At 70.9% G+C, this 20,270-nt stretch carries 17 protein-coding genes and 1 pseudogene; 14 read left to right on the top strand and 4 right to left on the bottom strand.

Translation table 11 applies throughout. The features are described 5' to 3' along the window. The first annotated feature begins 3 nt into the window (after nucleotides 1-3). Nucleotides 4-909: a proprotein convertase P-domain-containing protein gene (locus PPSIR1_RS17200; protein ID WP_006972378.1), complete on the top strand. Its 906-nt coding sequence runs from the start codon at nucleotides 4-6 to the stop codon at nucleotides 907-909. 53 nt (nucleotides 910-962) lie between these two features. Continuing rightward, nucleotides 963-1,490 (top strand): DUF2505 family protein, encoded by a 528-nt coding sequence (locus PPSIR1_RS17195; protein WP_006972377.1) that lies wholly within the window; start codon nucleotides 963-965, stop codon nucleotides 1,488-1,490. 101 nt (nucleotides 1,491-1,591) lie between these two features. Here the strand turns inward: PPSIR1_RS17195 and PPSIR1_RS17190 are convergent, their stop codons facing one another. Next, the gene (locus PPSIR1_RS17190) at nucleotides 1,592-2,542 is read right to left on the bottom strand and encodes an SDR family NAD(P)-dependent oxidoreductase (protein ID WP_198154530.1); all 951 of its coding nucleotides are present in this window, start codon (nucleotides 2,540-2,542) and stop codon (nucleotides 1,592-1,594) included. Between the two features lie 70 nt (nucleotides 2,543-2,612). Between PPSIR1_RS17190 and PPSIR1_RS50770 the strand changes: the two genes are divergently transcribed. Together PPSIR1_RS50770 and PPSIR1_RS17185 are read left to right on the top strand one after the other, a co-directional pair. Next, nucleotides 2,613-2,735, top strand: coding sequence for a hypothetical protein (locus tag PPSIR1_RS50770; RefSeq protein ID WP_006972375.1), 123 nt, complete (start codon nucleotides 2,613-2,615; stop codon nucleotides 2,733-2,735). A 38-nt stretch (nucleotides 2,736-2,773) separates the two neighbouring features. Further along, nucleotides 2,774-3,148, top strand: a complete 375-nt coding sequence (locus PPSIR1_RS17185; protein WP_006972374.1) for an RNA-binding S4 domain-containing protein — start codon at nucleotides 2,774-2,776, stop codon at nucleotides 3,146-3,148. On the opposite strand, the gene PPSIR1_RS17180 is transcribed toward PPSIR1_RS17185, so the two are convergent. Further along, nucleotides 3,142-6,513, bottom strand: coding sequence for an efflux RND transporter permease subunit (locus tag PPSIR1_RS17180; RefSeq protein ID WP_006972373.1), 3,372 nt, complete (start codon nucleotides 6,511-6,513; stop codon nucleotides 3,142-3,144). The genes PPSIR1_RS17185 and PPSIR1_RS17180 overlap by 7 nt on opposite strands. Before the next feature lie 61 nt (nucleotides 6,514-6,574). Further along, entirely contained in the window at nucleotides 6,575-7,660 is a 1,086-nt protein-coding gene (locus tag PPSIR1_RS17175; protein WP_006972372.1) for an NAD-dependent epimerase/dehydratase family protein, read from the bottom strand. Nucleotides 7,661-7,922: 262 nt separating this feature from the next. Here PPSIR1_RS17175 and PPSIR1_RS47955 point away from each other — a divergent pair, with 262 nt between their 5' ends. From PPSIR1_RS47955 to PPSIR1_RS17140, 7 genes are all read left to right on the top strand, one after another. Then, complete coding sequence (locus tag PPSIR1_RS47955) at nucleotides 7,923-13,214, top strand: tetratricopeptide repeat protein (protein ID WP_157595648.1); 5,292 nt, start codon at nucleotides 7,923-7,925, stop codon at nucleotides 13,212-13,214. Between the two features lie 393 nt (nucleotides 13,215-13,607). Beyond that, entirely contained in the window at nucleotides 13,608-14,249 is a 642-nt protein-coding gene (locus tag PPSIR1_RS17165) for a hypothetical protein (protein ID WP_006972370.1), read from the top strand. Between the two features lie 5 nt (nucleotides 14,250-14,254). Continuing rightward, nucleotides 14,255-14,869, top strand: coding sequence for a hypothetical protein (locus tag PPSIR1_RS17160; RefSeq protein WP_232296496.1), 615 nt, complete (start codon nucleotides 14,255-14,257; stop codon nucleotides 14,867-14,869). A 29-nt stretch (nucleotides 14,870-14,898) separates the two neighbouring features. Then, nucleotides 14,899-15,366, top strand: coding sequence for a hypothetical protein (locus tag PPSIR1_RS17155; protein WP_232296495.1), 468 nt, complete (start codon nucleotides 14,899-14,901; stop codon nucleotides 15,364-15,366). Nucleotides 15,367-15,408: 42 nt separating this feature from the next. Continuing rightward, nucleotides 15,409-15,804, top strand: coding sequence for a hypothetical protein (locus tag PPSIR1_RS17150; RefSeq protein ID WP_006972367.1), 396 nt, complete (start codon nucleotides 15,409-15,411; stop codon nucleotides 15,802-15,804). Nucleotides 15,805-15,861: 57 nt separating this feature from the next. Beyond that, entirely contained in the window at nucleotides 15,862-16,587 is a 726-nt protein-coding gene (locus PPSIR1_RS17145; protein WP_006972366.1) for an ATP-binding cassette domain-containing protein, read from the top strand. A 23-nt stretch (nucleotides 16,588-16,610) separates the two neighbouring features. Further along, complete coding sequence (locus PPSIR1_RS17140; protein ID WP_053335381.1) at nucleotides 16,611-17,078, top strand: protein-tyrosine phosphatase family protein; 468 nt, start codon at nucleotides 16,611-16,613, stop codon at nucleotides 17,076-17,078. 18 nt (nucleotides 17,079-17,096) lie between these two features. Here the strand turns inward: PPSIR1_RS17140 and PPSIR1_RS43005 are convergent, their stop codons facing one another. After that, nucleotides 17,097-17,813 carry a hypothetical protein gene (locus PPSIR1_RS43005; RefSeq protein WP_006972364.1) on the bottom strand — a complete coding sequence of 239 codons (717 nt, stop codon included), beginning with the start codon at nucleotides 17,811-17,813 and terminating at the stop codon, nucleotides 17,097-17,099. A gap of 235 nt (nucleotides 17,814-18,048) precedes the next feature. Here PPSIR1_RS43005 and PPSIR1_RS17130 point away from each other — a divergent pair, with 235 nt between their 5' ends. The 3 genes and pseudogenes from PPSIR1_RS17130 (at nucleotide 18,049) to PPSIR1_RS17120 (ending at nucleotide 20,242) form a co-directional block, all read left to right on the top strand. Beyond that, complete coding sequence (locus PPSIR1_RS17130; protein WP_006972363.1) at nucleotides 18,049-18,954, top strand: HD domain-containing protein; 906 nt, start codon at nucleotides 18,049-18,051, stop codon at nucleotides 18,952-18,954. Nucleotides 18,955-19,129: 175 nt separating this feature from the next. After that, nucleotides 19,130-19,201: pseudogene (locus PPSIR1_RS51260) on the top strand (hypothetical protein); the annotation flags it as partial. Between the two features lie 60 nt (nucleotides 19,202-19,261). Beyond that, entirely contained in the window at nucleotides 19,262-20,242 is a 981-nt protein-coding gene (locus PPSIR1_RS17120) for a PQQ-binding-like beta-propeller repeat protein (protein ID WP_006972361.1), read from the top strand. Nucleotides 20,243-20,270: the final 28 nt, after the last annotated feature.

Raw genomic sequence — 20,270 nt, 5'->3', positions numbered from 1 at the left:
GCCATGCTCTGGCCTCGCTCGCTCTCGGGACTCCTCGCCATCGTGGCGCTCTCGGCCTGCTCGCCGAACACCATCGGTCTCGGCGAGGGCAGCGACGACGTCGGCGAAGACGGCGACACCTCGACGACGGAGGAGTCCGGCGAAGACAGCTCGACGGACGGCAGCACCGACGCCGAGACCACCGACGCCGAGGACAGCACCGACGCCGAGACCACCGACGCCGAGACCACCCAAGACGGCGCCGAGGAGGGCGAGCCCGAGTGCGGCAACGGCCGGACCGAGCTCGGCGAGCAGTGCGACGACGGCAACGACATCGACGACGACGAGTGCGCCAACGACTGCACCCTCAACCCCTACGAGTTCGTCGTCGAGCTCGACGGCATGGCCGGGCTGAAGATCCCCGAGGACATGTACGACGCGACCCTCGAGTCCATGGCGTGCATCGAGCTCAACTTCATCGCCGAGGCCGCCGTCGTCGACGTCACCGCGCAGCTGATCATCGAGCACTCGTGGGTCGGCGAGCTCGTGGCCAAGGTCGTCAGCCCCGAGGGCACCGAGGTCACCCTGTTCAGCCGCCCCGGCCTCGACGAGGCCTTCGACGGCGACGGCTCGTGCTGCGGCGACGACTCCTACTTCGGCGCCACCGGGCCCCTCAACTTCAACGACGACTTCGCCGCGTCCGCCGAGGACATGGGCGTCGAGCTCGACATCGACGAGACCGTGTGCGTCTCCGACGACGTGTGCGACTTCCAGCCGCACCCGGGCGCGACCGGATCGGGACCCCTCTCCGACTTCGCCGACGAGCCCGTCGACGGCACCTGGATGCTGTGCCTGGGCGACAAGGGGGTGATCGGCGAGGGCGAGCTGGTCGGCGCGGGCCTGTCGATCACCGCGTTTGGCATTCCCTGAGCGCCGCCTCGGCGCCTTGACGAGACCGGCAGACTCGCAGTAGAGGCCCCGCCGTGCGCATCTACAGCGAGTCCCTGATCGCCCACCCCGTCGACCGCGTGTTCGAGGTCTACCGCGATCGTCTGCCCGAGACCGTGGCCTACCTCGACGACATCCGCGAGATCGTGGTCGAGTCGCGGGAGGAGCTGCCGGAGCAGGGCGCGGTCCGCTTGCACAACGTGTGGGCGAGCGACAAGGAGATCCCGGCGGTGGCCCAGAAGCTCATCAAGCCGGAGCACCTGTACTGGGACGACCACGCGACCTGGACCGCGGCCGACACCCGCTGCGCGTGGCGCATCGAGACCCGGGCCTTCCGCGACGCCTTCTCGTGCTCGGGCTCGACGACCCTGGTCGCCCAGGGCGAGTCGACCAAGGTGCTCCTCGAGGGCGAGCTGCAGATCGACATCCGCAAGGTCAAGGGCGTGCCGCGCTTCCTCGCCGGCACGATCGGGCCCCAGGTCGAGAAGTTCATCGTCGCCCTGGTCAAGCCCAACCTCGAGAAGACCAACGACGCGATCGCGGCCTTCCTCGACGCCCAATAGAACTACTTTGCCCCCACAGCCGCCTGAAGACCGGGGACGCTTCGTCGCGGAGGAGCGGAGCGACTAAGCGCCCCGGTCTCCGAGCGGCTGTGGGGGCAAAGTCAGAGTCCGGCGACGATCTCTTCGCTGACCTGCCACAGCTTCGCCGCCAGGGCCATGTCGCTGCCGTGGGCGGAGCTCTCGGCGACGTTGCTGTCGGCGAAGTACTGCCCGCGCAAGCCCCCGCCGCCGACGCTGGCGTGGGTGGCCACGAAGCACTGCGTGGCCGCGCCCTCGTGGACGGTCTTCAAGAAGGGCTTGCCGAGCACGCTGAAGGTGAACCAGGTCGCCTTGCTGACGTGCCGGCCCAGGGGCGTGGGGATCACCCCGGGGTGGACGGCGTTGGCGCTGCGCTGGGGGTGCTCGCTGGCCGCGAGGCGGCGGTCGAGCTCCCGCGCGAACAGCAAGTTGGCGAGCTTGGACTGGCCGTAGTTGGCCCACGGCGCGTAGCCCTTGCGGCCGTCGAGGTTGTCGAACTGGATGCCCTCGGCCCGCGGCGCGCCCTGGTGGGCGGAGCTCGCCAGCATCACCACGCGGCCGTCGGGGGCGAGGGAGTCGAGCACCCCGTTGACCAGCATGAAGTGCCCGATGTGGTTGGTGAAGAACTGCAGCTCGTAGCCGAACTTCAGCTGGAGCTTGGGCAGAGCCATGATCCCCGCGTTGGCGATGATCCCCGCGAGCGGCCGCTGCTCCCCGCACCACGCGTTGACGGCCTCGACGCAGGCGCGCACGGAGCTGGGCTCGGACAGCTCGCAGGCCATGGCGACGCCGCGCTCGCTCGCCCCGGCGTCACGCAGCGCCCCCTCGGCCTTGGCCTGGGTCCGCGCCGTGGCGATCACCGTGGCGCCGCGCAGGTTCAGCACACGCAAGGTCTCGAGGCCCAGGCCGCTGTTGGAGCCGGTGAGCAGGTAGACCTTGCCCGACAAGTCGAGGCCCTCGGTGACCTGCTCGGCGGTGCTGCCGTAGCCAAAGCCGCTGGGTCCGGGGCGCTTGAGGCGAGACATGAGGCTCATGGCGCCGAGCATAGCGGGACTGGGGACGTCGCGTCCCTCGCCCGCGGCCCCGCAGGCCCCGGGCGAGCCCGTGGAGCTGACCTTCTGCCTCATCGACATCGGCGACGCCGCCGTGGCCACCGTCGTGCTCCGCGACAACTTCCGCTGGGACTGCGGCGGCTGCATGGACTTCGCCGGCGGCTTCGTGCCCTGAGCCTGCGCCGCGCCCAGCAAGGGGTATACTGGCCAACCATGGCTGACGCTCCCAAGTCCGTGCGCATCGACAAGTGGCTGTGGGCCGCGCGGATGTTCAAGACGCGCTCGAGCGCCTCGACGGCCTGCTCGGCGGGACACGTCAAGATCGACGGCGAGTCGGTCAAGGCCTCCAAGGGCGTCAAGCCCGGGGACAGGATCGACGTGCTCACCCCCGGCGGACCGCGGGAGCTCGAGGTCGTCGCCCTCGGCGAGCGCCGCGGCCCGGCCTCCGTCGCCCGCACCCTCTACGTCGACCACACCCCGGCGCCCCCGCCCAAGGAAGAGCGCGTGGTCGTGGCCGAGCGCGAGCGCGGGGCCGGTCGCCCGAAGAAGAAGGAGCTCCGCGAGCTCCGCAAGCTCCGGGGCTACTGAGGCGGCGAGCGCTTCCAGCTGGTGATCCCCGCCCAGATCCGCTGGGACTCGAGGGAGAAGTTCTCGACCAGCACGTAGGCCGAGGGCAGGAACACGAGGGTCATCACCGTGCTCGTGGCCAGGCCGGCGGCGATGATGATGGCGATGGAGTGGTAGTAGATCCCCGCCAGCGTCGGGTGGTGCAAGAGCATGGGGACGAGCCCAAAGATGGTCGTCGCCGCGGTCATCAGCACCGGGCGCAGCCGGTCCTTGCCGGCCTGGGCCAGGGCCTCGTCGCGGCCCAGGCCATCGCCGCGTAGCTGCGTGACCTTGTCGACGAGCATGATCCCGTTGTTGACGATGATGCCGACGAGGATGAACAGGCCGATCATCGCGACGATGTCGAAGGTCGTGCCCGAGGCCCACATCGCCCACGGGGCGCCAAAGCAGCCCAGCAGGCCCGTGGCCAGGATCGCCCCGGGCTGCAGGAAGCTCTCGAACAGCGAAGCCATCACGGCGTAGACGAGGATCAGGCAAAGACCCAGGTTGATCGCCAGCTGCAGCATCTCGTCGTTCTCCATGCCCCAGCGCGTGCCTTGACCGATGCTGTAGCCCGCGGGCAGCGCGAAGCCCTCGCGGGCGGCCTCGACGGCGGCCTGGTTGGCGCCCCGATCCGTGCCGAAAAAGCGCACCCGCAGGCGGACCTCGGTCTGACGATCGACGCGCTGCACCCACCACGGGCTGCGCTCGAGCTCGATGTCCGCGATGGAGCTCAGCGGCACCTCGGTCACGCCGGTGTCCGTGGGCGCGGGCAGGGGGATGCGCAGGTCCCCGAGGTCGGCGATGCCCGGCCCCCGGGCGCCCTGAGCCGAGCTTTGGGGGTCCAGGGAGCCCGTCGACAGGCGCAGCTCGACCTCCCCCTCGGGGCCGCGGATCGAGCCCAGGGGCACGCCCTGAAACGCGAGCGCGACCATCTGGCTGACCTCGCCGGCGCGCAGGCCCAGGCGCTGGAGCCGATCCGGGTCGAGGACGACGTGGAGCTCCTCGTTGCCCTCGTTGAAGGGGCCGTTGATCCGGTCGTAGCCCCCGGCCTCGGGGTTGTCGAAGTCGCCCTTGGGCAGGCGCTCGGCCATGTGCTCGGCCAAGCGCTCGCTGAGCTCGAAGAGCGTGCCCATGTCCTCGCCGCGGATCACGAAGCCCACCTCCCGCGGGTCCCGGCCGCCCATCCACCAGCCGTCGCGCTCGCCGACGGCGTAGCGGACCCCGGGCTGCTCGGGCAAGCTGGCCTGGAGCCCCTGCTTGAAGTCGGACATCTGCGCCTCGGACTCGATGTCGTTGGCCGGGTAGGCGTCGCAGGTCCCGCCCCAGTCGCGGTAGCGGCAGGTCAGGGTCTCGATGCCCAGCTCGTCCTTGCGCGGCAGCAGCTCGTCCTCGACGGCCTCGAGCCCGGTGATCACGTCGCGGTAGTCCCGGCTGCCGGTGAACTCGAGGCGGATCGGCATGGCGATCATCCGCTCGTCCATGCCCATGTCGATGTTCATGTTCTGCGCCGGGTAGTAGGCGCTCGCGCACAGGCACAGACCGACGGCGAGGGTCATCCGCGGGTGGCGGATCGTCCAGCCCACGAGGCGCCCGTAGAACGCGGCGACGGGCTCGAGCAAGACGTTGCGCGTGGGTCGAAAGCCCCGCGGCGTGCTCGTCGCCGAGTCGGTCTCGGTCTCGGTCTCGGTGCCCTCGCCGTCTTCGTCGTCCTTGGGACCGCCCAGCCAGCTCGGCCGGCGCAAGATCATCAGCAAGGGCACGGCCAGCTGCGAGACCAGCAAGCTGGCGACGAGCGCGGTCACGAAGGTCGAGCCCAGGGGCTTCATGTAGGTGTACATGTCGCCGGGGCTCTGGCCGACGATCATCGGCAGGAACACGATCACGCTCGACATGGTCGAGGCGACGGTCGCCAGGCCCACCTCCCGGGCGCCCTCGAGGGCGGCGGTGAACGGCGGATCGCCCCGCTGCAGGCGCTGCTGGATCGACTCGACGATGACCACCGCGTTGTCGATGAGCATGCCGACGCACAGCACCAGGGCCAGGAGCACGATGCAGTTGAGCTCGCTGCCGCGCAGGAAGAGCACGCCGCAGGCCGCGAGCACGCTCAGCGGGATGCACACCGCCGCGGTCAGCGTGGTCCGCCAGCGGTGCAAGAAGCCAAACAGCACGACGACGCCGATGAGCCCGCCGTAGATCCCCGTGTCGCGCAGGTCGCCGAGGGTGTCGAGGATGACCTCGCCCTGGTCGTTGAACACGGCCACGTCCACGCCGCCGAGGGCCGGGTCTCGGCGCAGCTCGTCGACGGTCTCGCGGACCCGGGCGCTGACCTCCACGGGCGAGGCGCCGGCGTCGGCGAACACGTCGAGGTTGATGGCCGGGCGCCCGTTGAGCCGGCTGCCGCGGCGTTTTTCCTTGGGGTGGATCGAGACCCTGGCGAGCTCGCCGAGGCGGGCAAAGTCGGCGTTGAGCTCGTCGCCCGTGGACGCGTTCGACACGACGGCGACCGCGTCGCCCGCGTCGAGCAGCTCGGTGTCCACCGCGGCGGCCTCCGTGGTGTCCGCGGTCGCCGCGGCCTGCGAGCGACCGACGGCCCCGCGCGCGACGGGCAAGTCGGCGAAGTACTCGGCCTTCGGCGGCGCCCCCGGGCTGCGCACGCCCGCGTCCCGGGACGATCGCCGCAGCGTGCCCAGGCTCCGGCCGCGCTGGGACTGACGCACGACCCCGCCGACCTGGTCGAGGTCCACGCCGTAGCCCCGGGCCGCGTCGAGATCGACGGCGACCTCGAGCTCCCGCGGCTCGACCCCGTCGAGCTCGACCCGGGCGACCCCCTCGATGCGCTCGATGGCCCGCACGACCCGGCGATCGATGAGCTCGTAGGCCCCGTCGAGGGGCTCGTTGCTGGCGATGCGCAGCTGCATCACCGGCTCGTCGGCGGCGCCCGAGGACGAGCTGAGGTCGATGTTCTGGATCGTGTCCGGCAGGTCGGGCCGGGTGCGATCGACCCGCTCGCGGACCTCGAGCTTGCGCGCGTCGATGTCCGTGCCTGGGCGAAACTTCAGGCGCATGCGCACGCCCCACGAGCCGCTCGACACCCGCATCTGCTCGAGGTCGCGGACGCCCGCGATGGACTCCTCGAGGGGTCGGATCACGTCGCGCTCGAGGATCTCGGGCGAGGTCCGGGTGAGGTTGACGCGGATCGAGATGCGCTGGGCCGACTCGGCCGGCAAGAACGCGAGGGGGAGCTTGGCCAGCGCGATCGTCCCGAGCAGGAAGACCGCGACCAGCAACATGCCGACGGTCACGGGCCGGGCGAGGGCGAGGTCCGACAGGCTCCAGCGGCGCACGGGCGCAGTCTAGACCAGTCCTTCCAGGCGGGCCCCGGGCTGGCTCGGGGGGAAGTGCGGCTCAGGCGGCTTTTTGGATCATGCCCTCAGAACAAAAGAAGGCGTAGGTCTCGGCGACGGCCTCGCGCATGGAGGTCGGCTGGTAGCCGAGCTCTTCCCTGGCCAGGGTGCAGTCCGCGTGGCGGTTCATGGCCAAGATCTCGATCGCCCCGGGGGTCAGGCGCTGAGGCGCGTCGGGCACCACGCGACGCACGGTGTGCTCGTAGACCGTGGCGACCGCGCGCATCACCGGGACCGGCATGCGCAGGCGCGGTCGCCGGCCGCCGTGGCATTCGATGAACAGGTCGATGAGCTCGCCGAGGCTCAAGAACTGCGTCGACAGCAAGTAACGCCGACCTCGCTTGCCCCGCGCCATCGCCAGCAGGTGCCCCTCGACCAGGTCCGCGGCGCGCACGAACTCCGAGCCCCCGGGGATGTAGCCGCGCAGCTTGCCGTGGGCGAAGTCGATGAAGGTCGAGCCGGTCCGCGAGGGCAGGTAGTCGTGGGGGCCGATGATCCCCGTCGACACGGCGATCACCGCGTCGAGGCCCTCGGCGACGCCCTTGAGCACCTCGTGCTCGGCCAGGGTCTTGCTGCGCGCGTAGGGCAGCCAGTCCATGAAGGGGTAAAAGGGCATGCCCTCGTGCACGGGCCGGGAGGGATCGACGGGGTCGATGCCGATGCCCGAGAAGGAGCCGGTCAGGCACAGGCGATCGACGCCGGCCTCGAGGCAAGCCTGGACGACGTTGCGCGTGCCGAGCACGTTGATGTCCCAGATCTCGCGCTCTTGCGCCAAGGTGGGCGCGCGCGTGGACACCTTGGCGCCCGCGTGGAAGACCTGCCCGCAGCCCGCGGCGGCCTCGCGCATCGCGTCGGCGTCGCGCAGGTCGCCCACGATGCGCTCGATGTCGAGGCCCTCGAGCCCGCGGTTGTTGGTGCCCGCCTGGACCAGCGCGCGAACCTCGTGACCTTCGTCGAGGAGCGCGCGGATGAGGTTGGCGCCCAGATGGCCGCTGCCGCCGGTAATCAGCGTCTTGCCGCGAGCGGGCCGTCGCGACGGGCCCAGGTCGACGGGCGTGCTCTCGGGGCTCGCGGGCGTGGATGACACGGCCCGGATGTAGCAGTCGAAGCGGAGCTCGTGGGGCCCTCGCCGAGACGCTCGTGCGACGGATCACCGCTTGGGTGATCTGCGCTCGAATCCCCCTTCATGGGTCAGCTCACACGCGCATCCCACGGACGGACTTCGAACACGCCAAACGAGTCGAAGAATCCTACCAATTCCTGGCAATCAATGGGGCCTAGGTGCGACCATCTGGCGCCCGCGCCCAGCGACCCTTTGTGTGTGTCGTCGCTCGCGCGATCGCCTCGCCATGTCCGACATCTCGAGTGACTTGCAGGATCTCCAGCGCCTCCTGGCGCCCTTGTCTACCCGGGTCGCGCTCAACGAGCACGATGCCCTCGGGCTCGACCCCAAACTCGCCGACGGCCTGACCGAGCGCGGGGGCGGGTTGGCCGAGCTCGGCCACGCCGACGCCCTCCGCCTGGGCTGCGTGCGACTGGCCCACGGCGATCTCGATGGCGCCCGGGCAGCGTTCGAGCGCGCCGCCGAGGCCGACGACAAGGACCTCGCCGAGCAGGCGGGCTACGGGGTGGGCCTCGTCGCCGCGGACACGGACGACCACGACACCGCCAAGGCCAAGCTCGCCTCGCTGTGCGCCTCGCCCTTCGCGCTCGAGCGCGTGCGCGGTCGCGTCGGGGAGCACCTGCGCGTGACCGCGGAGCACCCCAAGGTCGGGCCCGTGGCCATGGAGCTGTTCGCCCTCGACCGCCCCCTGCTCGGGGCCGAGCGCGAGGCCCTCGACGCCCGCGCCAGCGCGGCCAAGACCCTCGCCGCCGGGGACGGTGTGGTCGGCGTGCTCGAGGTCCTCGTCCAGGGCGAGCGAGTCACCACCGTCGGCGCGAGCGTGGACGGGCGCAGCTTCACGGCCCTCGACGACTGGAGCCCCGCCACCCTCGCGGCCCGCTTCGGCAGCGTGTGCGACACCCTGGCCCGGCTCCACGAGGCCGACTGGTGCCACGGCGAGCTCAACCCAGAGCTGCTCTACCTCAGCGGCGAGGAGGGGGACGCGACCTTGCTCGAGCTCGGCCCGGCCCTCAACCCCGGGTCGCCCTCGCTGCGCGCCCGGGCCCGCCGCGGCGCGCTGGCCTACCTCGCCCCCGAGCGCCTCGCGGGCGCGGCCCCCAGCGCCGCCGCGGACCTCTACGCCCTCGCGGCCTCGGCCTACCGCTGCCTCGTCGGCGAGGCACCCTCGGGCGGCGTGCCGGCGCCGTCCAGCCGCGTGCCCGCGCTCGACGGCCGCGTCGACGCCCTGCTGCGCCAGGCCCTCGACCCCGACCCCGCGCGTCGGGGCGACCTGGCCGCGTTCCGCTCGGGCCTCGAAGCGCTGACCGAGCCCGCGCCCGAGCAGGCCCCGGTCGAGGCGGCCAGCGAGGACGTGCCCGTGCCCGTGGCCAAGCCCGAGCTCACCGGCACCATGGCAGCGGCCGCCGCCGAGCCCAGCGACCCCGACGACCTCGACGGCTGGCTCGCGGTGCTCCGCATCAAGCCCACGCACCTCCCCGCCCGCGAGGCCGTCAGCCGGCTCGAGCGCGCCGCCCGGGACGAGGGGCGCTGGGATCTCGTCGCCGAGGTGCTCGAGGTCCGCGCCGAGCTCAGCCAGGCCGAGGGCGAGACCGTGATGCTCCTGCGCGAGCTCGCCGAGATCGCCGAGACCAAGCTGCAGGCGCCGGGCATGGCCCTCGACGCCCTCGGCAAGCTCGTCGGCAGCGTGTCCGTCAACGCCCAGCTGCCAGTGGTCGACGAGCTCCTGCGCCTGGGCGAGGTCACCGGGCGCTGGGCCGAGGTCGCGGGCCAGCTCCGGGGCATCGGCGCGCGCCTGCCCAAGCTCGCCGACCAGCTCCGCGTGCTCCGCGGCGCCGCCAAGGCCTACCTCGACCAGGCCGGCGACCTCGACTCCGCGATCGCGGTCTACGAGCAGGCCCTCGAGCTCGAGGCCGAGAACGTCGAGCTGCTCCACGAGGCCATCGCCGCCTACCGCAAGGGCGACTTCCCGGCCGAGCTCGCCACCTCGCTGCTGACCGTCGCCGAGCTCGAGACCGGCGCGACCCGCCACGCCGCGCTCATCGAAGCGGCGGAGCTCCTCGGCGCCCTCGGCGAGCACGAGGGCGCCCTCGAGGCCAGCGAGCACGTGCGCGCCGAGGACCCCGACAACGCCACCGCCCTCGAGGCCAGCGAGCGCTGGGCCCGGGAGCTCGAGCGCAAGGACCTGCTCGCCTCGATCCTGCCCCAGCGCGCCGCCGCCGAGCTCGACGCGGCCCAAAAGCGGAGCCTGCACCTCGAGGCCGCCGAGCTGCTGCGCGGCGAGGGGCGCATGGTCGACGCGATCGCCCAGTACCGCGCCGTGGTCGAGGCCAACCCCAGCGACGCCGAGACGGCCAAGCTGCTCGCTGAGCTCCTGCGCCCCCTCGCGTCCGGGGCCGAGACCCTCGACGGGCTGTCCTCGGTCAACGCCCGCGAGGGGCTCATCGACGCGCTCAGCGTGCTCGCCGAGGGCAGCGAGGACCTGGGCCGCAAGGGCGAGCTGCTCGCCGAGGTCGCCGCCTTGCTCGACCGCGAGGCCGACGGGGGCGAGCGCGCGGCGGACTGCCGCGAGCGCATCGTCGCGACCTTGCCCATCGACCACGCCCTGGTCGCGGCCGCCGTCGACGACCTGAGCCGCTACTACCGGAGCGTCGACGCCCACGACACCCTCGCCGAGCTGCTCGAGCGCCGGGCCAAGAGCGCCGCGCTCGAGCCCGGCATGCGCATCCACGCCCTGCGCGAGCTCAGGGAGCTCAGCGCCGGGCCGCTCGCCGACCCCATGCGCGAGTGCGAGGTGCTCGAGCAGCTCATGGACCTCGACCCCGGCGAGGGCCGCTGGCGCGACCTGCTGATCGCCCGGCTGCGCGAGGCCGGCGAGGACGAGCGCGCCGAGGAGCTGCTCCGCGAGCGCCTCGAGCAGGCCGCCGACGGCCCCGAGGAGCGGGCCGAGATGCTGGTCACCATGGCCCGCATGCGCGAGCAAGCCGGGGCCCTCGACGAGGCCGAGGCCCGGGTCCGCGAGGCCCTCGAGCTCCACGACGGCTCGAGCGCGGGCTGGGCCTTGCTGCGCGACATCCTCGAGCAGCGCGAGCGTCCCCTCGAGGCCCTCGAGGCCCTCGTCCGCGCGGCTCAGACCAGCACCGACCCCGGCGAGAAGGTCCGCGGGCTGTTCGCCGCCGCCAAGAAGTGGGCCACGGCGCTGAGCAAGCCCGAGCGGGCCCTGCCCCTGCTGCGCGAGCTCGTCGCCCTCGACCCGCACCACGAGGAGGCCACGGCCCTGTTCACCGAGCTGCTCGTCGACCGCGGCGACCTCGGGGAGGCCCTGCCCCACGCCGAGCGCTGGGTGACCCAGCTGCGCGCCGGCGACCCCAACAACCGCGAGGCCAACGCCCGCGCCCACGCCCTCGCGGGCCGCTGCGCCCTCGCGGCCCACGACAAGGACAAGGCCCGCGAGCTGCTCCGCGTCGCCAAGGAGTTCGACCCCCGCAACCGCGAGGTCGCCCGGGCCCTCGCCGACCTCGAGCTCGAGTCCGAGAACTGGGACGCCGCGCTCAAGGCCTACCAGGGCCTCGCCATGCAGGCGAGCCAGGGCGAGGGCGAGGTCCGGACCCAGGCCGAGCTCTACCTGCGCATGGGCCTGGCCCGGCGCGGCCTCGGGGAGCTCGCCAAGGCCCACCAGATGATCGATCGCGCCCTCGACCTCGACCCGGGCTTTGGCGACGCCGCGCGCTTGCTCGTCGAGCTCGCCGACGCCCCGGCCAAGCAGGTCGAGGCCCAAAAGCGGCTGCTGTCCGTGCTCGAGACCGGCCTCGCCGAGCTCGACGGCGAGGACGAGCGCCGGGCCGCCCGCGAGACCGAGCTCCTCGACCTGCGCCTGGCCCTCGCCTCGACCCTGGCCGAGGACCTCAACCGCCCCGAGGAGGCCGTCGAGCAGATGAGCGCCGTGATCGCCGCTCGCCCCGACGACGTCGCGCTGCTGCACAAGGCCCTCGACCTCTACAGCAACGCCGAGCAGTGGGCCGAGGCCGTGGACATCCTCGATCGCCTCGCGGCCTTCCAAGAGAGCGGCCCAATTCTGGCCAAGTACCGCTACGCCGCCGCCTCGCTGATCCGCGCCAACGAGCTCGACCCCACGGGCGGAGTGCTGCGCGAGCGCCTGCTCGGCGTGCTCGAGGCCGACCCGCTCCACGACAAGGCCTTCACCGCCGTGGTCGAGGAGCTGCGCCAGGCCGGCGAGGCCAAGGAGCTGTCGAAGGTGCTCCGCGCCCGGCTCAAGGCCTTGCCCGAGACCGGCGAGGCCGCGCCCGCGCGGGTCGAGCTGCTCGAGAGCCTCGGCGCCCTCTACCAGCGAGAGCTCGGCGATCCTCGCACCGCGATGATCGCTTACGAGCAGGCCGTCGCCCTCGCCCGCAGCGCCGGCATCGACGACCCCCAGACCCAGCTCGAGCGCCGCCAGAAGATCATCGGGCTGTCGGTCAAGCTCGGCGCCGACGCCCTCGACAAGGGCATCGAGCAGGTCCAGGCCGTGATCACCGACAACCCGCTCGACTACGACAGCTACCACCGCCTGGTCGAGCTCTTCCTCGCGGCCAAGCAGCGCGACGCAGCAATTGCGGTGTCCCGAACCCTGCGCTTTTTGAAACAGGCTGACGAAGCCGAATTGGAGCTGGCCGCCGAACTCGGGGACGGGTATCAGCCGCCCCGCGGGACAGTGGCGCGAAAGGCATGGCGAGATGTGCTCATGCCGAATCACCCCAGTACGCGACTGTCTGACCTATACGGTTTATTGTGGCCCGTTATGGGAGCCCGCGAAGGGCAGCGTTATTCGAGCCTCGGTCTCGAGCGCGGCGCCCGGGAGAGCGTGACCATGCAGGCCTCGGGCGTCGCCCGCTGGGTCGCCTACATCGCCCAGGTCCTCGACATGCCCGCCCCCGATCTCTTCCTGCGCAAGGGCACGGCCGGCGGCTTCACCGTCACCGCGCTCAACGACGCCACGGGCGTCTACCCCACGGTGCTCGCGGGCGACGACGCCCTCGGCAAGCAGCCCGAGGCCGCGCTGGCCTTCCGCGCGGGCCGGGCCATCGCGCGCTCGCATCCTTATCTACTCGGCGCGAGCTTGCTGCCCTCGAGCGGGAGCCTGCGCGACGTCATCTACGGCGCGGTGGCCCTGACCCACCCGCAAGTGGCGATCCCCAAGGAGCTGCGCGATCGGGCGCGCTCCTGGGGCGAATTGATTCAGAAGATGCTTCCCCCCTCGCGCCTCGACGACACCCGCAAGGCTGTCGCCAAGGTGATCGAGTCCGGCGGCGCCGACACCAAGGCGTGGCTGCGCGGGAGCGAGCACACGGCCGCGCGCGTCGGCTTCCTGATGTCGGACAACATCGAGAGCGCCTCGCGCCTCGTCCTTCAGGGCGGCCCAGGCGGCCAGGTGGAAGGCCGGGAGCTCATCAAGGGTTTGATCGCCTTCAGCGTGTCTTCGCCCTACCTGCAGCTGCGGCGGTCGCTCAAACTGGGACGATGAGTTCCAAGCCGGCCCGCCGTGCGGGTCCGAGAACCAGAGGAGAGAGCAGGCTCAGCCGCTCTCTCTTTTCGTTTGCGCGCTCGCGCCCGCCCTCTCGCAAACGATTCATAACACTATCACGCTGTCCCTTTGAACAACAGGCTTTGCATAACGCGCACACAGCATGGTTTTAATTTAAACACTTTGCAATTGACCACGCCCGTGCATTAGTCTGGATATACATTGGATTGAGCTGACAGATTCGGGGCATTTAACCGCACCTACCATCTACAAAACGACACTCCCAGACACCGTGGCCTTTTCGCCGTTGCGATTTGTTTCAGGCGCAGCTCCATGCTCGCGCGCCGGTTTCGCCGTGTCTGTCTCGTCACCCTCGAGAGGAGCGCCGCTTCCATGGCACTGCACACCGACATGTCCGGCAGCTTTCGCTGGCCGACGCTGATCGATTATCTGGTCATCCTCGACGACCTCGCCGTCGACATTGGACTGCGCGCGTGGATCGGCGCCCTCGAGGTCGGCTTCGTCGGGGTCGCGGACGGCCGCCCGGTCTTCGCCGAGATCCCCGGCGCTCGCGGCGACACGGCGCTGACCCTGCTGGCCCGCTTGCCTGCAGCCCGGGTCGTCCCCGAGGCGTGGACCAAAGCGAACCCCAACATCGAGCAGGACTGGCGCGGGCTCGTCGACCTGTCGAGCTGGGAGGCCATCCCTGGCCGCTCGCAGCGGCTCGCCAGCGTACGCAGCGAGCTGCTCGAGTTTCGTGCGGACGGGAGACGAGGCGAGCGCTCCGAGACCTTTGTCGACGACGACGCGGAGCTGGCCCGCGAACACAAGATCGTCGCGCAGCTGCTCGCCTGGGCGGCGGTCGAGGCTTACCTCGGCGGAGACCTCGAGTCGGCTCGCGCGCTAATCGTGCGCCGGGACTCGGTCGCGCCGAGCGACCTCGTGTCCGCCGCCAACCTCGAGCGCCTGCGCCTGCGCATGCTCGAAGACGAGCTCGCCGCGAGCGTGCGCAACATCGGGGAGGGCCTCGGGTGAAGCGGGTGCTCGATCGCGCCTTGAGCGAGCTGACCGGGCCGATCCCCGAGCTCAGCGCGGTGGTCTTGTCGGCGGCCCCCGACGGGCTGATCGCGTGGTGCTGGACCCGGGACGACAAGCCCGAGGTCGCCCTCGGCTTCGCGGCCCTCGACCGCGCCGCGACGGTCTGCCTCGAAGGCCTGGGCGCCTCCTTGCGCCGGCGCAACCTGATGCTGACCGCGGAGGACTACTACATCAGCGCGTGGCCGCTGTACGAGTCCAACGAGCTCGACGAGCACGCCGCCGAAGGCAACGACGGTCGGCTGCCCTCGCGCCTGGTCATCACCATGGTGTTCGCGGGCGACATCCAGCGCGGCATGGTCCTGCTCCACGGCACGCGCATTCGCCTGCACCTGCGCGAGGCCCTCGACCGGGCGTGGGAGCGCGACCGAGACCTGCGCACGGGGCTCGTCGAGTTGCTGAGTCAGGCCGAGGAGCCCGTCGAGCTGATCCATCGCCTGGTCGAGAGCAGCGGCGTCGACTTGCGCCGGCTGTCTCGCCTCGACGCCCTCAACGCCCAAGAGCGCGAACGAGTCCGCGCGGCCATCGGACGGCTGCGCGTCGCACCTCTCCTCAACTAGTGAAGGCCACGGAGGCATCCAGGAGATTCATGGACCACGCAAGCTCGTCGATCACCCAAGACAGCTCCCGGCCTGGCTTGACCTCGCTGATCCGCACGGGTCGCGGCTTGATGACCGTGCAGACCGAGATCGTCGGGGACCCGGCGCAGCTGGTCACGATCGTCGACTTCCGAGGGCGCGTGCTCAAGAGCTGGAAGGGTCCGCTGCTCGTCGAGCCCAACGACCCAGCCGCGCCGAGCCTGGCCCGCAAGTGGCACGCCGAGATTGAAGCCCGGGTGCGCGAGAGCCTCAGCCGCGCCGCCGACAAGCGGCCGACCGGCGACAGGCGCCGCGCCGAGGAGGAGGCCGTGGCCCACCTGTTCATCGCGGCCATGCAGGCCTACGCCGACCGCGACTACCCCACGGCGCGCAGCGTGCTCGAGGCCTGCGCGCTGCTGTTGCCCGAAGACCCCCGGATCCGCACTGCGCTCCAACGGCTGACGTCGAGGCGGTGCTGATCCCCTCTCAACCCTCCGAGAACACCAGAAACGAGACCAACCATGAGCGTCCAAACCATCCTGACCAAGACCATGAACGAAGTCCCCAAAGCCGTCGCCGCCGGCATCGTCGACATGTCGACGGGCATGCTGCTCGGGGTCAAGACCGTCGACAGCCACCCCCAGGAGGTCCTCGACCTCGTGTCCGCCGCGACCAAGGACCTGTTCGAGGGCGACAACGTCACGACCATCGAGAACACCTTCAAGCGCATCCGCGGCGTCGAGACCAACGAGCGCTACTTCAAGGAGATCATCGTGATGTCGACGAACCTGGTGCACATCTTCGCGCGCCTCAAGTCCATGCCCTCGGTGGTGACTGTCGTCGTGTGCCGCACGGACATGAACCTCGGCCTGGGCCTCATGAAGGTCCGCTCGATCTCCGCCTCCGAGAACATCTGAGTCGTGGACGTGGGGGCCCTTGGCAAACGCAGCGCGCCCGGATAGAGGAGCCCGACCATGGAAGCCAACGCGAAGATCGAAGGCGCCGCGGCGCTCTTGCTCGGGGTCAGCGTCAACTACGGCGCGCGCGAGGTCGTGTCGGGCGTCGACCTCGAGTTCCCGCGCAACGAGGTGACCTGCCTCGTGGGTCCGGGCGCGAGCGGCAAGAGCACGCTGTTGACGGTGCTCGAGGCCCTCGTCGACGCCGAGGCCGTCACCGAGGGCGACGACCTGCCCTCGTGGCGGGGCCTCGGCATGGCCCGCGTGGCCAGCTGCGCGCGCATGCGCCAGCACGGCCTGCGCAGCGCTCGCTCCGTCGCCGCGCTCCTCGACGAGGTCGGCGAGAGCGCGGCGAGCCTCGACCTCCCCCTCGACGATCTGCCTGGGTCCCCACCCCCCGAGGCGATCGGCGACCTGCCCATGGCGGAGGCTCCCGACAGCCTCCGCCGGGCCCTGAGCTTCGCCCTCGTCGCCCGCTCGGGCCGCGAGCTGCTGCTCTTCGACGAGCCGCTGTTCGCCCTGCCCCCGGCCCTGGCCGCGTGGGTCCGGGGCCAGCTGCTCGCGCTCAAGCGCGCCGGTCAGACCATGGTGGTCGTGACCCACAACCTCGCCCTAGCCCGGCTGCTCGCCGACCGCGTCGCCCTGCTCGTCGACGGCGAGCTCGTCGAGGCCGACCGCGCCGAGCCCTTCTTCAACCACGCGCGCCACCCTCGGACGCGCCAGTACCTGTGCTGGGGCGGGTGATGGGCGCGCGAGGAGGATTGAACATGCACATGGGACTCGCGGGCTTTCGCTGGATCCTTCCAGGCCAACTCGCGGGCTCGGCCGCGCCGGGCTTGCTGTCGAGCTTGAGCGCCGACCTGAGCTTCCTGCGCGAGCAGGGCATCGCGCGGATCGTGACCTTGACCGAGCGACCGCTCGCCCTCGACGAGGCCCCGGAGCTCGCGGCCCAGTTCGAGATCATCCACTTCCCCATCGACGACATGAGCATCCCGACCCCGCGGGCCTGCGAGGGCCTGGTCCGCGTGCTCGCGCCCAAGCTCGAGTCGCAGCCGGTGCTGCTGCACTGCCGGGGCGGGCTCGGGCGCACGGGCACGATCGCGGCCTGCGTGCTCGTCGATCTGGGCGAAGAGCCCGACGCGGCCCTGACCGCCGTGCGCCGGGTCAACCCCAACTACGTGCAGAGCCCGGCGCAGGCCATGTTCATCACCCACTACGCCCGCTGGCGGCGGTGAGAACTCGGCCTACTCGGCCTACTCTTCACGGAGCAGCGCGAGGATCTCGTCGTCGAGCTGGGCCTGGTGCTCGGACGCGAACTTGCCGACGACCACGTCGCGGCGCTCGCCGATCTTGCTCTTTTGAGCCTGGTCCGCCTTCACGCCCCGACCGCCGATGCCACCGATGGCGCGGCGACGGACGCGGCTGGGTCCGCGGCTGGGTCGCTTGGGCCCTTGCCCGCCCGCGCTCGCGGCCACCTGGGCCTGGGCCTCGCGGGAGCTGAAGGCCGGGTGCGTGAGCGTGGGGTCGACCGTGGGGCCGGGGTGTCCCGGAGTCATCGGCGGGCCCTGGCGCTCGACCTCGCGGGGCTCCGGGACGGGCCGCCGCTCGGGGCGTCGATCCTGCTGCTCCTTGGCCGCCGGCGCCGCCTGCTTGGGCGCGCCGCCGTCCTTGGGAGCCTCGGGGTGCTCGCCGATGTACTTGACGATCTTCTCGTCGAACTCGCCCCGACGCAGCGACCGAATCATCGCCTTGTGGGACTCTTGCATGAGCCCGATGATGTGCTGATCGAGGTCTTCGACCCCCGCCTCGGGGTCGTACGAGACCTTGTTGCTGGCGATGATCGTCCCGTCGTAGAAGGCGTGCGTGAAGATGTGCGCCTTATCGACTCCCGAGTCCTCCGTCTGAACGTGATACAGACGTCCTCGGTGGGGGATGTTGTGGTTATAGCCGAGCTGCGGGGACCGCGACATCGCTCCGATCGACACTATCACGGGCGGCGACTTCAGGGGGTGTTTAATCGCCGCCCGCGATGACCGCAGCCCAGCGGGCCATCGGGCTCCCCCAAGGTGCGCGCCCGTCCAGTGTCGCGGGCCCAGCTCGGGCCTCGCGCAGCCACTGGTGTTCGACGGGCTTTGATGCATGCTATCGCCACGACCTCGCATGCACCCTCGTGACCAGACAGGCCTGCACCCGACGAAGCGGGCAGTGATCCGCAGCGGTTGCGAGGAGCCGCGGTGGCTGACCCTCGCCTGCGAGGCCGGGCGGACCGGTCAGTCCTGTGATCTCGAGCATGCCGCAGCCGCGCGAGCCCAGGGACGAGCCGAGCCCGAGCGCGACCCGGTGCAGGCCTACGCGCTGCTGACCCAGGCGCTGTGCACCCGTCACCCTCACGTCGCGATGCAGGCGCTCCACGAGACCGGGGCCCTGGCCGCTTACCTCCCGGAGCTCGAGGCCACCGTCGACTTCTCCCAAGAGGCGGGGCGACGGCACAAGGACGTCTGGGAGCACACCAAGACCGTAGTCTGGCAGTCCGTGCCGACGCCGACGGTGCGCTGGGCCGCGGCGCTCCACGACATCGGCAAGGTCCCGACGCGCCGCTTCTTGCCCGGAGGAGGGGTCACCTTCCACGGCCACGCCGAGCTCGGCCAGCGAATGTTCGAGCGCGGCCCGGCCCGACGCATCGCCTTCCCCGAGCCGGTCCACGTCCGCGTCAGCGAGCTGATCCGCCTGCACCTGCGCCCGGGCCAGTACGAGCCCGGGTGGACCGACAGCGCGGTCCGACGCTTTCGCAAGGAGGCCGGCGAGCACCTCGACGACCTGCTCAACCTGTCCCGCGCCGACATCACCAGCAAGCGCCCGGGCAAGCGCAAGCGCTGCCTTCGGAGCATCTCGGCGCTGGCCAAGCGAATTCGGGCCCTCGACGCCCTCGACAACCGACCGCAGCCCCTGCCCTCGGGCCTCGGCCACGCGCTGATCCGCGAGCTCGGCCTGACCCCGGGGCCGCAGATCAAGGTCCTGCGCGAGCGCCTGGAGCAGGCCTGCCACGCGGGCACCCTCGAGAGCGGGCGCGAGCCCAGCTACTACGTCGCGGCCGCCCGCGAGCTGGACTAGCAGGACATCGGAGAAGTCCTCACGACACCTCGCTTGGTCTTCTCGCCGAGCTCTTTGGGACGCCGAGACGGGTGGTGACGGCGTCAGCGTCAGCGACAGCGACAGCGACAGCGGTGATGATGTCGGCGACCGTGATGGTGACGGGGACGGCAATGGCGATGGGGTCTGTGGAGACGGACAGGTCGACACCGTCTCGGGAGAGGCTTGCGATGACGGGAACCAAATCGATCTCGATGGATGCAACCTCGACTGCCAGGTCACCGGCGCCCTGGTCTGGGAGGCCGAGCTCGAGACCGACGCCGAGAGCATGGTTCCCGCCGATCTCGTCGTTACGGATGACTCCATCTACGCGGCGGCGTGGTTCGATGAGCGCGGGCTGATCGCGCGCTACTCGTTCGACGGACAGGCCCAGTGGACCCAAGAGCTCGCGCTGGACCCCACCTCGAAGCCAGAGGCGATGGCTTGGAGCGCCGATGGTTTTCTGATGGTCCTCGTCCGCAGCTCCTTGTTCGGCACCGAGCAAACGCTCGTTCAGTACTCGCCTGACGGAGAGGTCCTGACGACGGGCGCGCTCGATGACCCCTCCATCCTCGTCACCGACTTCCTCGAGGTCGACGGCGTCATCCTGGCGACGGGTCGCCGAACCATCGACGACCTGCACTACGGCTGGCTCGGTGTGCTCGACGCCGACGGGAGCGTCCTCGAGACGCGCTTCACGCACGACCGAGAGGGAACGTTCTTACGTCTCGCAATCGACGGCTCGGGGCAGCCTGTCGTCGCCGGCCTCGTCGAGCCCGATCCCGACGAGATCATCCCGCACACCGGATGGGTCCAGGCGCTCGAGCTGGACGGCACGCCGCGTTGGTCGATGAACCCCTTCAACATCGCTGCTGATGTCGCCGGAACCCCAGATGGCGTCCTCGTCCAGGCGACGACCTCCAACAGCGTTCGTGAGCTCATGGCGGTGGACCCCCAGGGGAACGTGCAGTGGTCGCGCCCCTACTCGTTCGTGTCCGACGGTACCCCGCTCGGACTCAACGTTGACGCGGTCGGTCACCCGGTCGTCACCCTGCTCGCGTATGGAGATCCTCAGGAGGGCGCCCCCACCCTCCACAAGCTCGACGCCGACGGCTCAGACCTGTGGTCCGAAGAGGAACCCGGAGGTGAGCTCTACGATGTCCCAGTCGCGCAGGACTTCGTCCCGGAGACGCGCGCCATCGTGACGCTGACGCAGCGCGGCACGTTCGGAAACACCGGCCGCGTACTGCTGCGCCTCCGAAATCGATGAGATGAACCACCGAGTACGCGAGCCTGAG

This window comes from Plesiocystis pacifica SIR-1 (genome assembly GCF_000170895.1).
GTDB classification, from domain to species: domain Bacteria; phylum Myxococcota_A; class Polyangia; order Nannocystales; family Nannocystaceae; genus Plesiocystis; species Plesiocystis pacifica.
This window is presented reverse-complemented; position numbering and strand designations above follow the sequence as displayed.

What these genes read in the sequence shown, in the direction of transcription:
- PPSIR1_RS17165 (WP_006972370.1), top strand. Translation starts at nt 13,608, where the DNA reads ATGGCACTGCACACCGACATGTCCGGCAGCTTTCGCTGGCCGACGCTG.
- PPSIR1_RS47955 (WP_157595648.1), top strand. Translation starts at nt 7,923, where the DNA reads ATGTCCGACATCTCGAGTGACTTGCAGGATCTCCAGCGCCTCCTGGCG.
- PPSIR1_RS17200 (WP_006972378.1), top strand. Translation starts at nt 4, where the DNA reads ATGCTCTGGCCTCGCTCGCTCTCGGGACTCCTCGCCATCGTGGCGCTC.
- PPSIR1_RS17150 (WP_006972367.1), top strand. Translation starts at nt 15,409, where the DNA reads ATGAGCGTCCAAACCATCCTGACCAAGACCATGAACGAAGTCCCCAAA.
- PPSIR1_RS17145 (WP_006972366.1), top strand. Translation starts at nt 15,862, where the DNA reads ATGGAAGCCAACGCGAAGATCGAAGGCGCCGCGGCGCTCTTGCTCGGG.
- PPSIR1_RS17190 (WP_198154530.1), bottom strand. Translation starts at nt 2,542, where the DNA reads ATGAGCCTCATGTCTCGCCTCAAGCGCCCCGGACCCAGCGGCTTTGGC.
- PPSIR1_RS17140 (WP_053335381.1), top strand. Translation starts at nt 16,611, where the DNA reads ATGCACATGGGACTCGCGGGCTTTCGCTGGATCCTTCCAGGCCAACTC.
- PPSIR1_RS17185 (WP_006972374.1), top strand. Translation starts at nt 2,774, where the DNA reads ATGGCTGACGCTCCCAAGTCCGTGCGCATCGACAAGTGGCTGTGGGCC.
- PPSIR1_RS17120 (WP_006972361.1), top strand. Translation starts at nt 19,262, where the DNA reads ATGGTTCCCGCCGATCTCGTCGTTACGGATGACTCCATCTACGCGGCG.
- PPSIR1_RS17155 (WP_232296495.1), top strand. Translation starts at nt 14,899, where the DNA reads ATGGACCACGCAAGCTCGTCGATCACCCAAGACAGCTCCCGGCCTGGC.
- PPSIR1_RS43005 (WP_006972364.1), bottom strand. Translation starts at nt 17,813, where the DNA reads ATGTCGCGGTCCCCGCAGCTCGGCTATAACCACAACATCCCCCACCGA.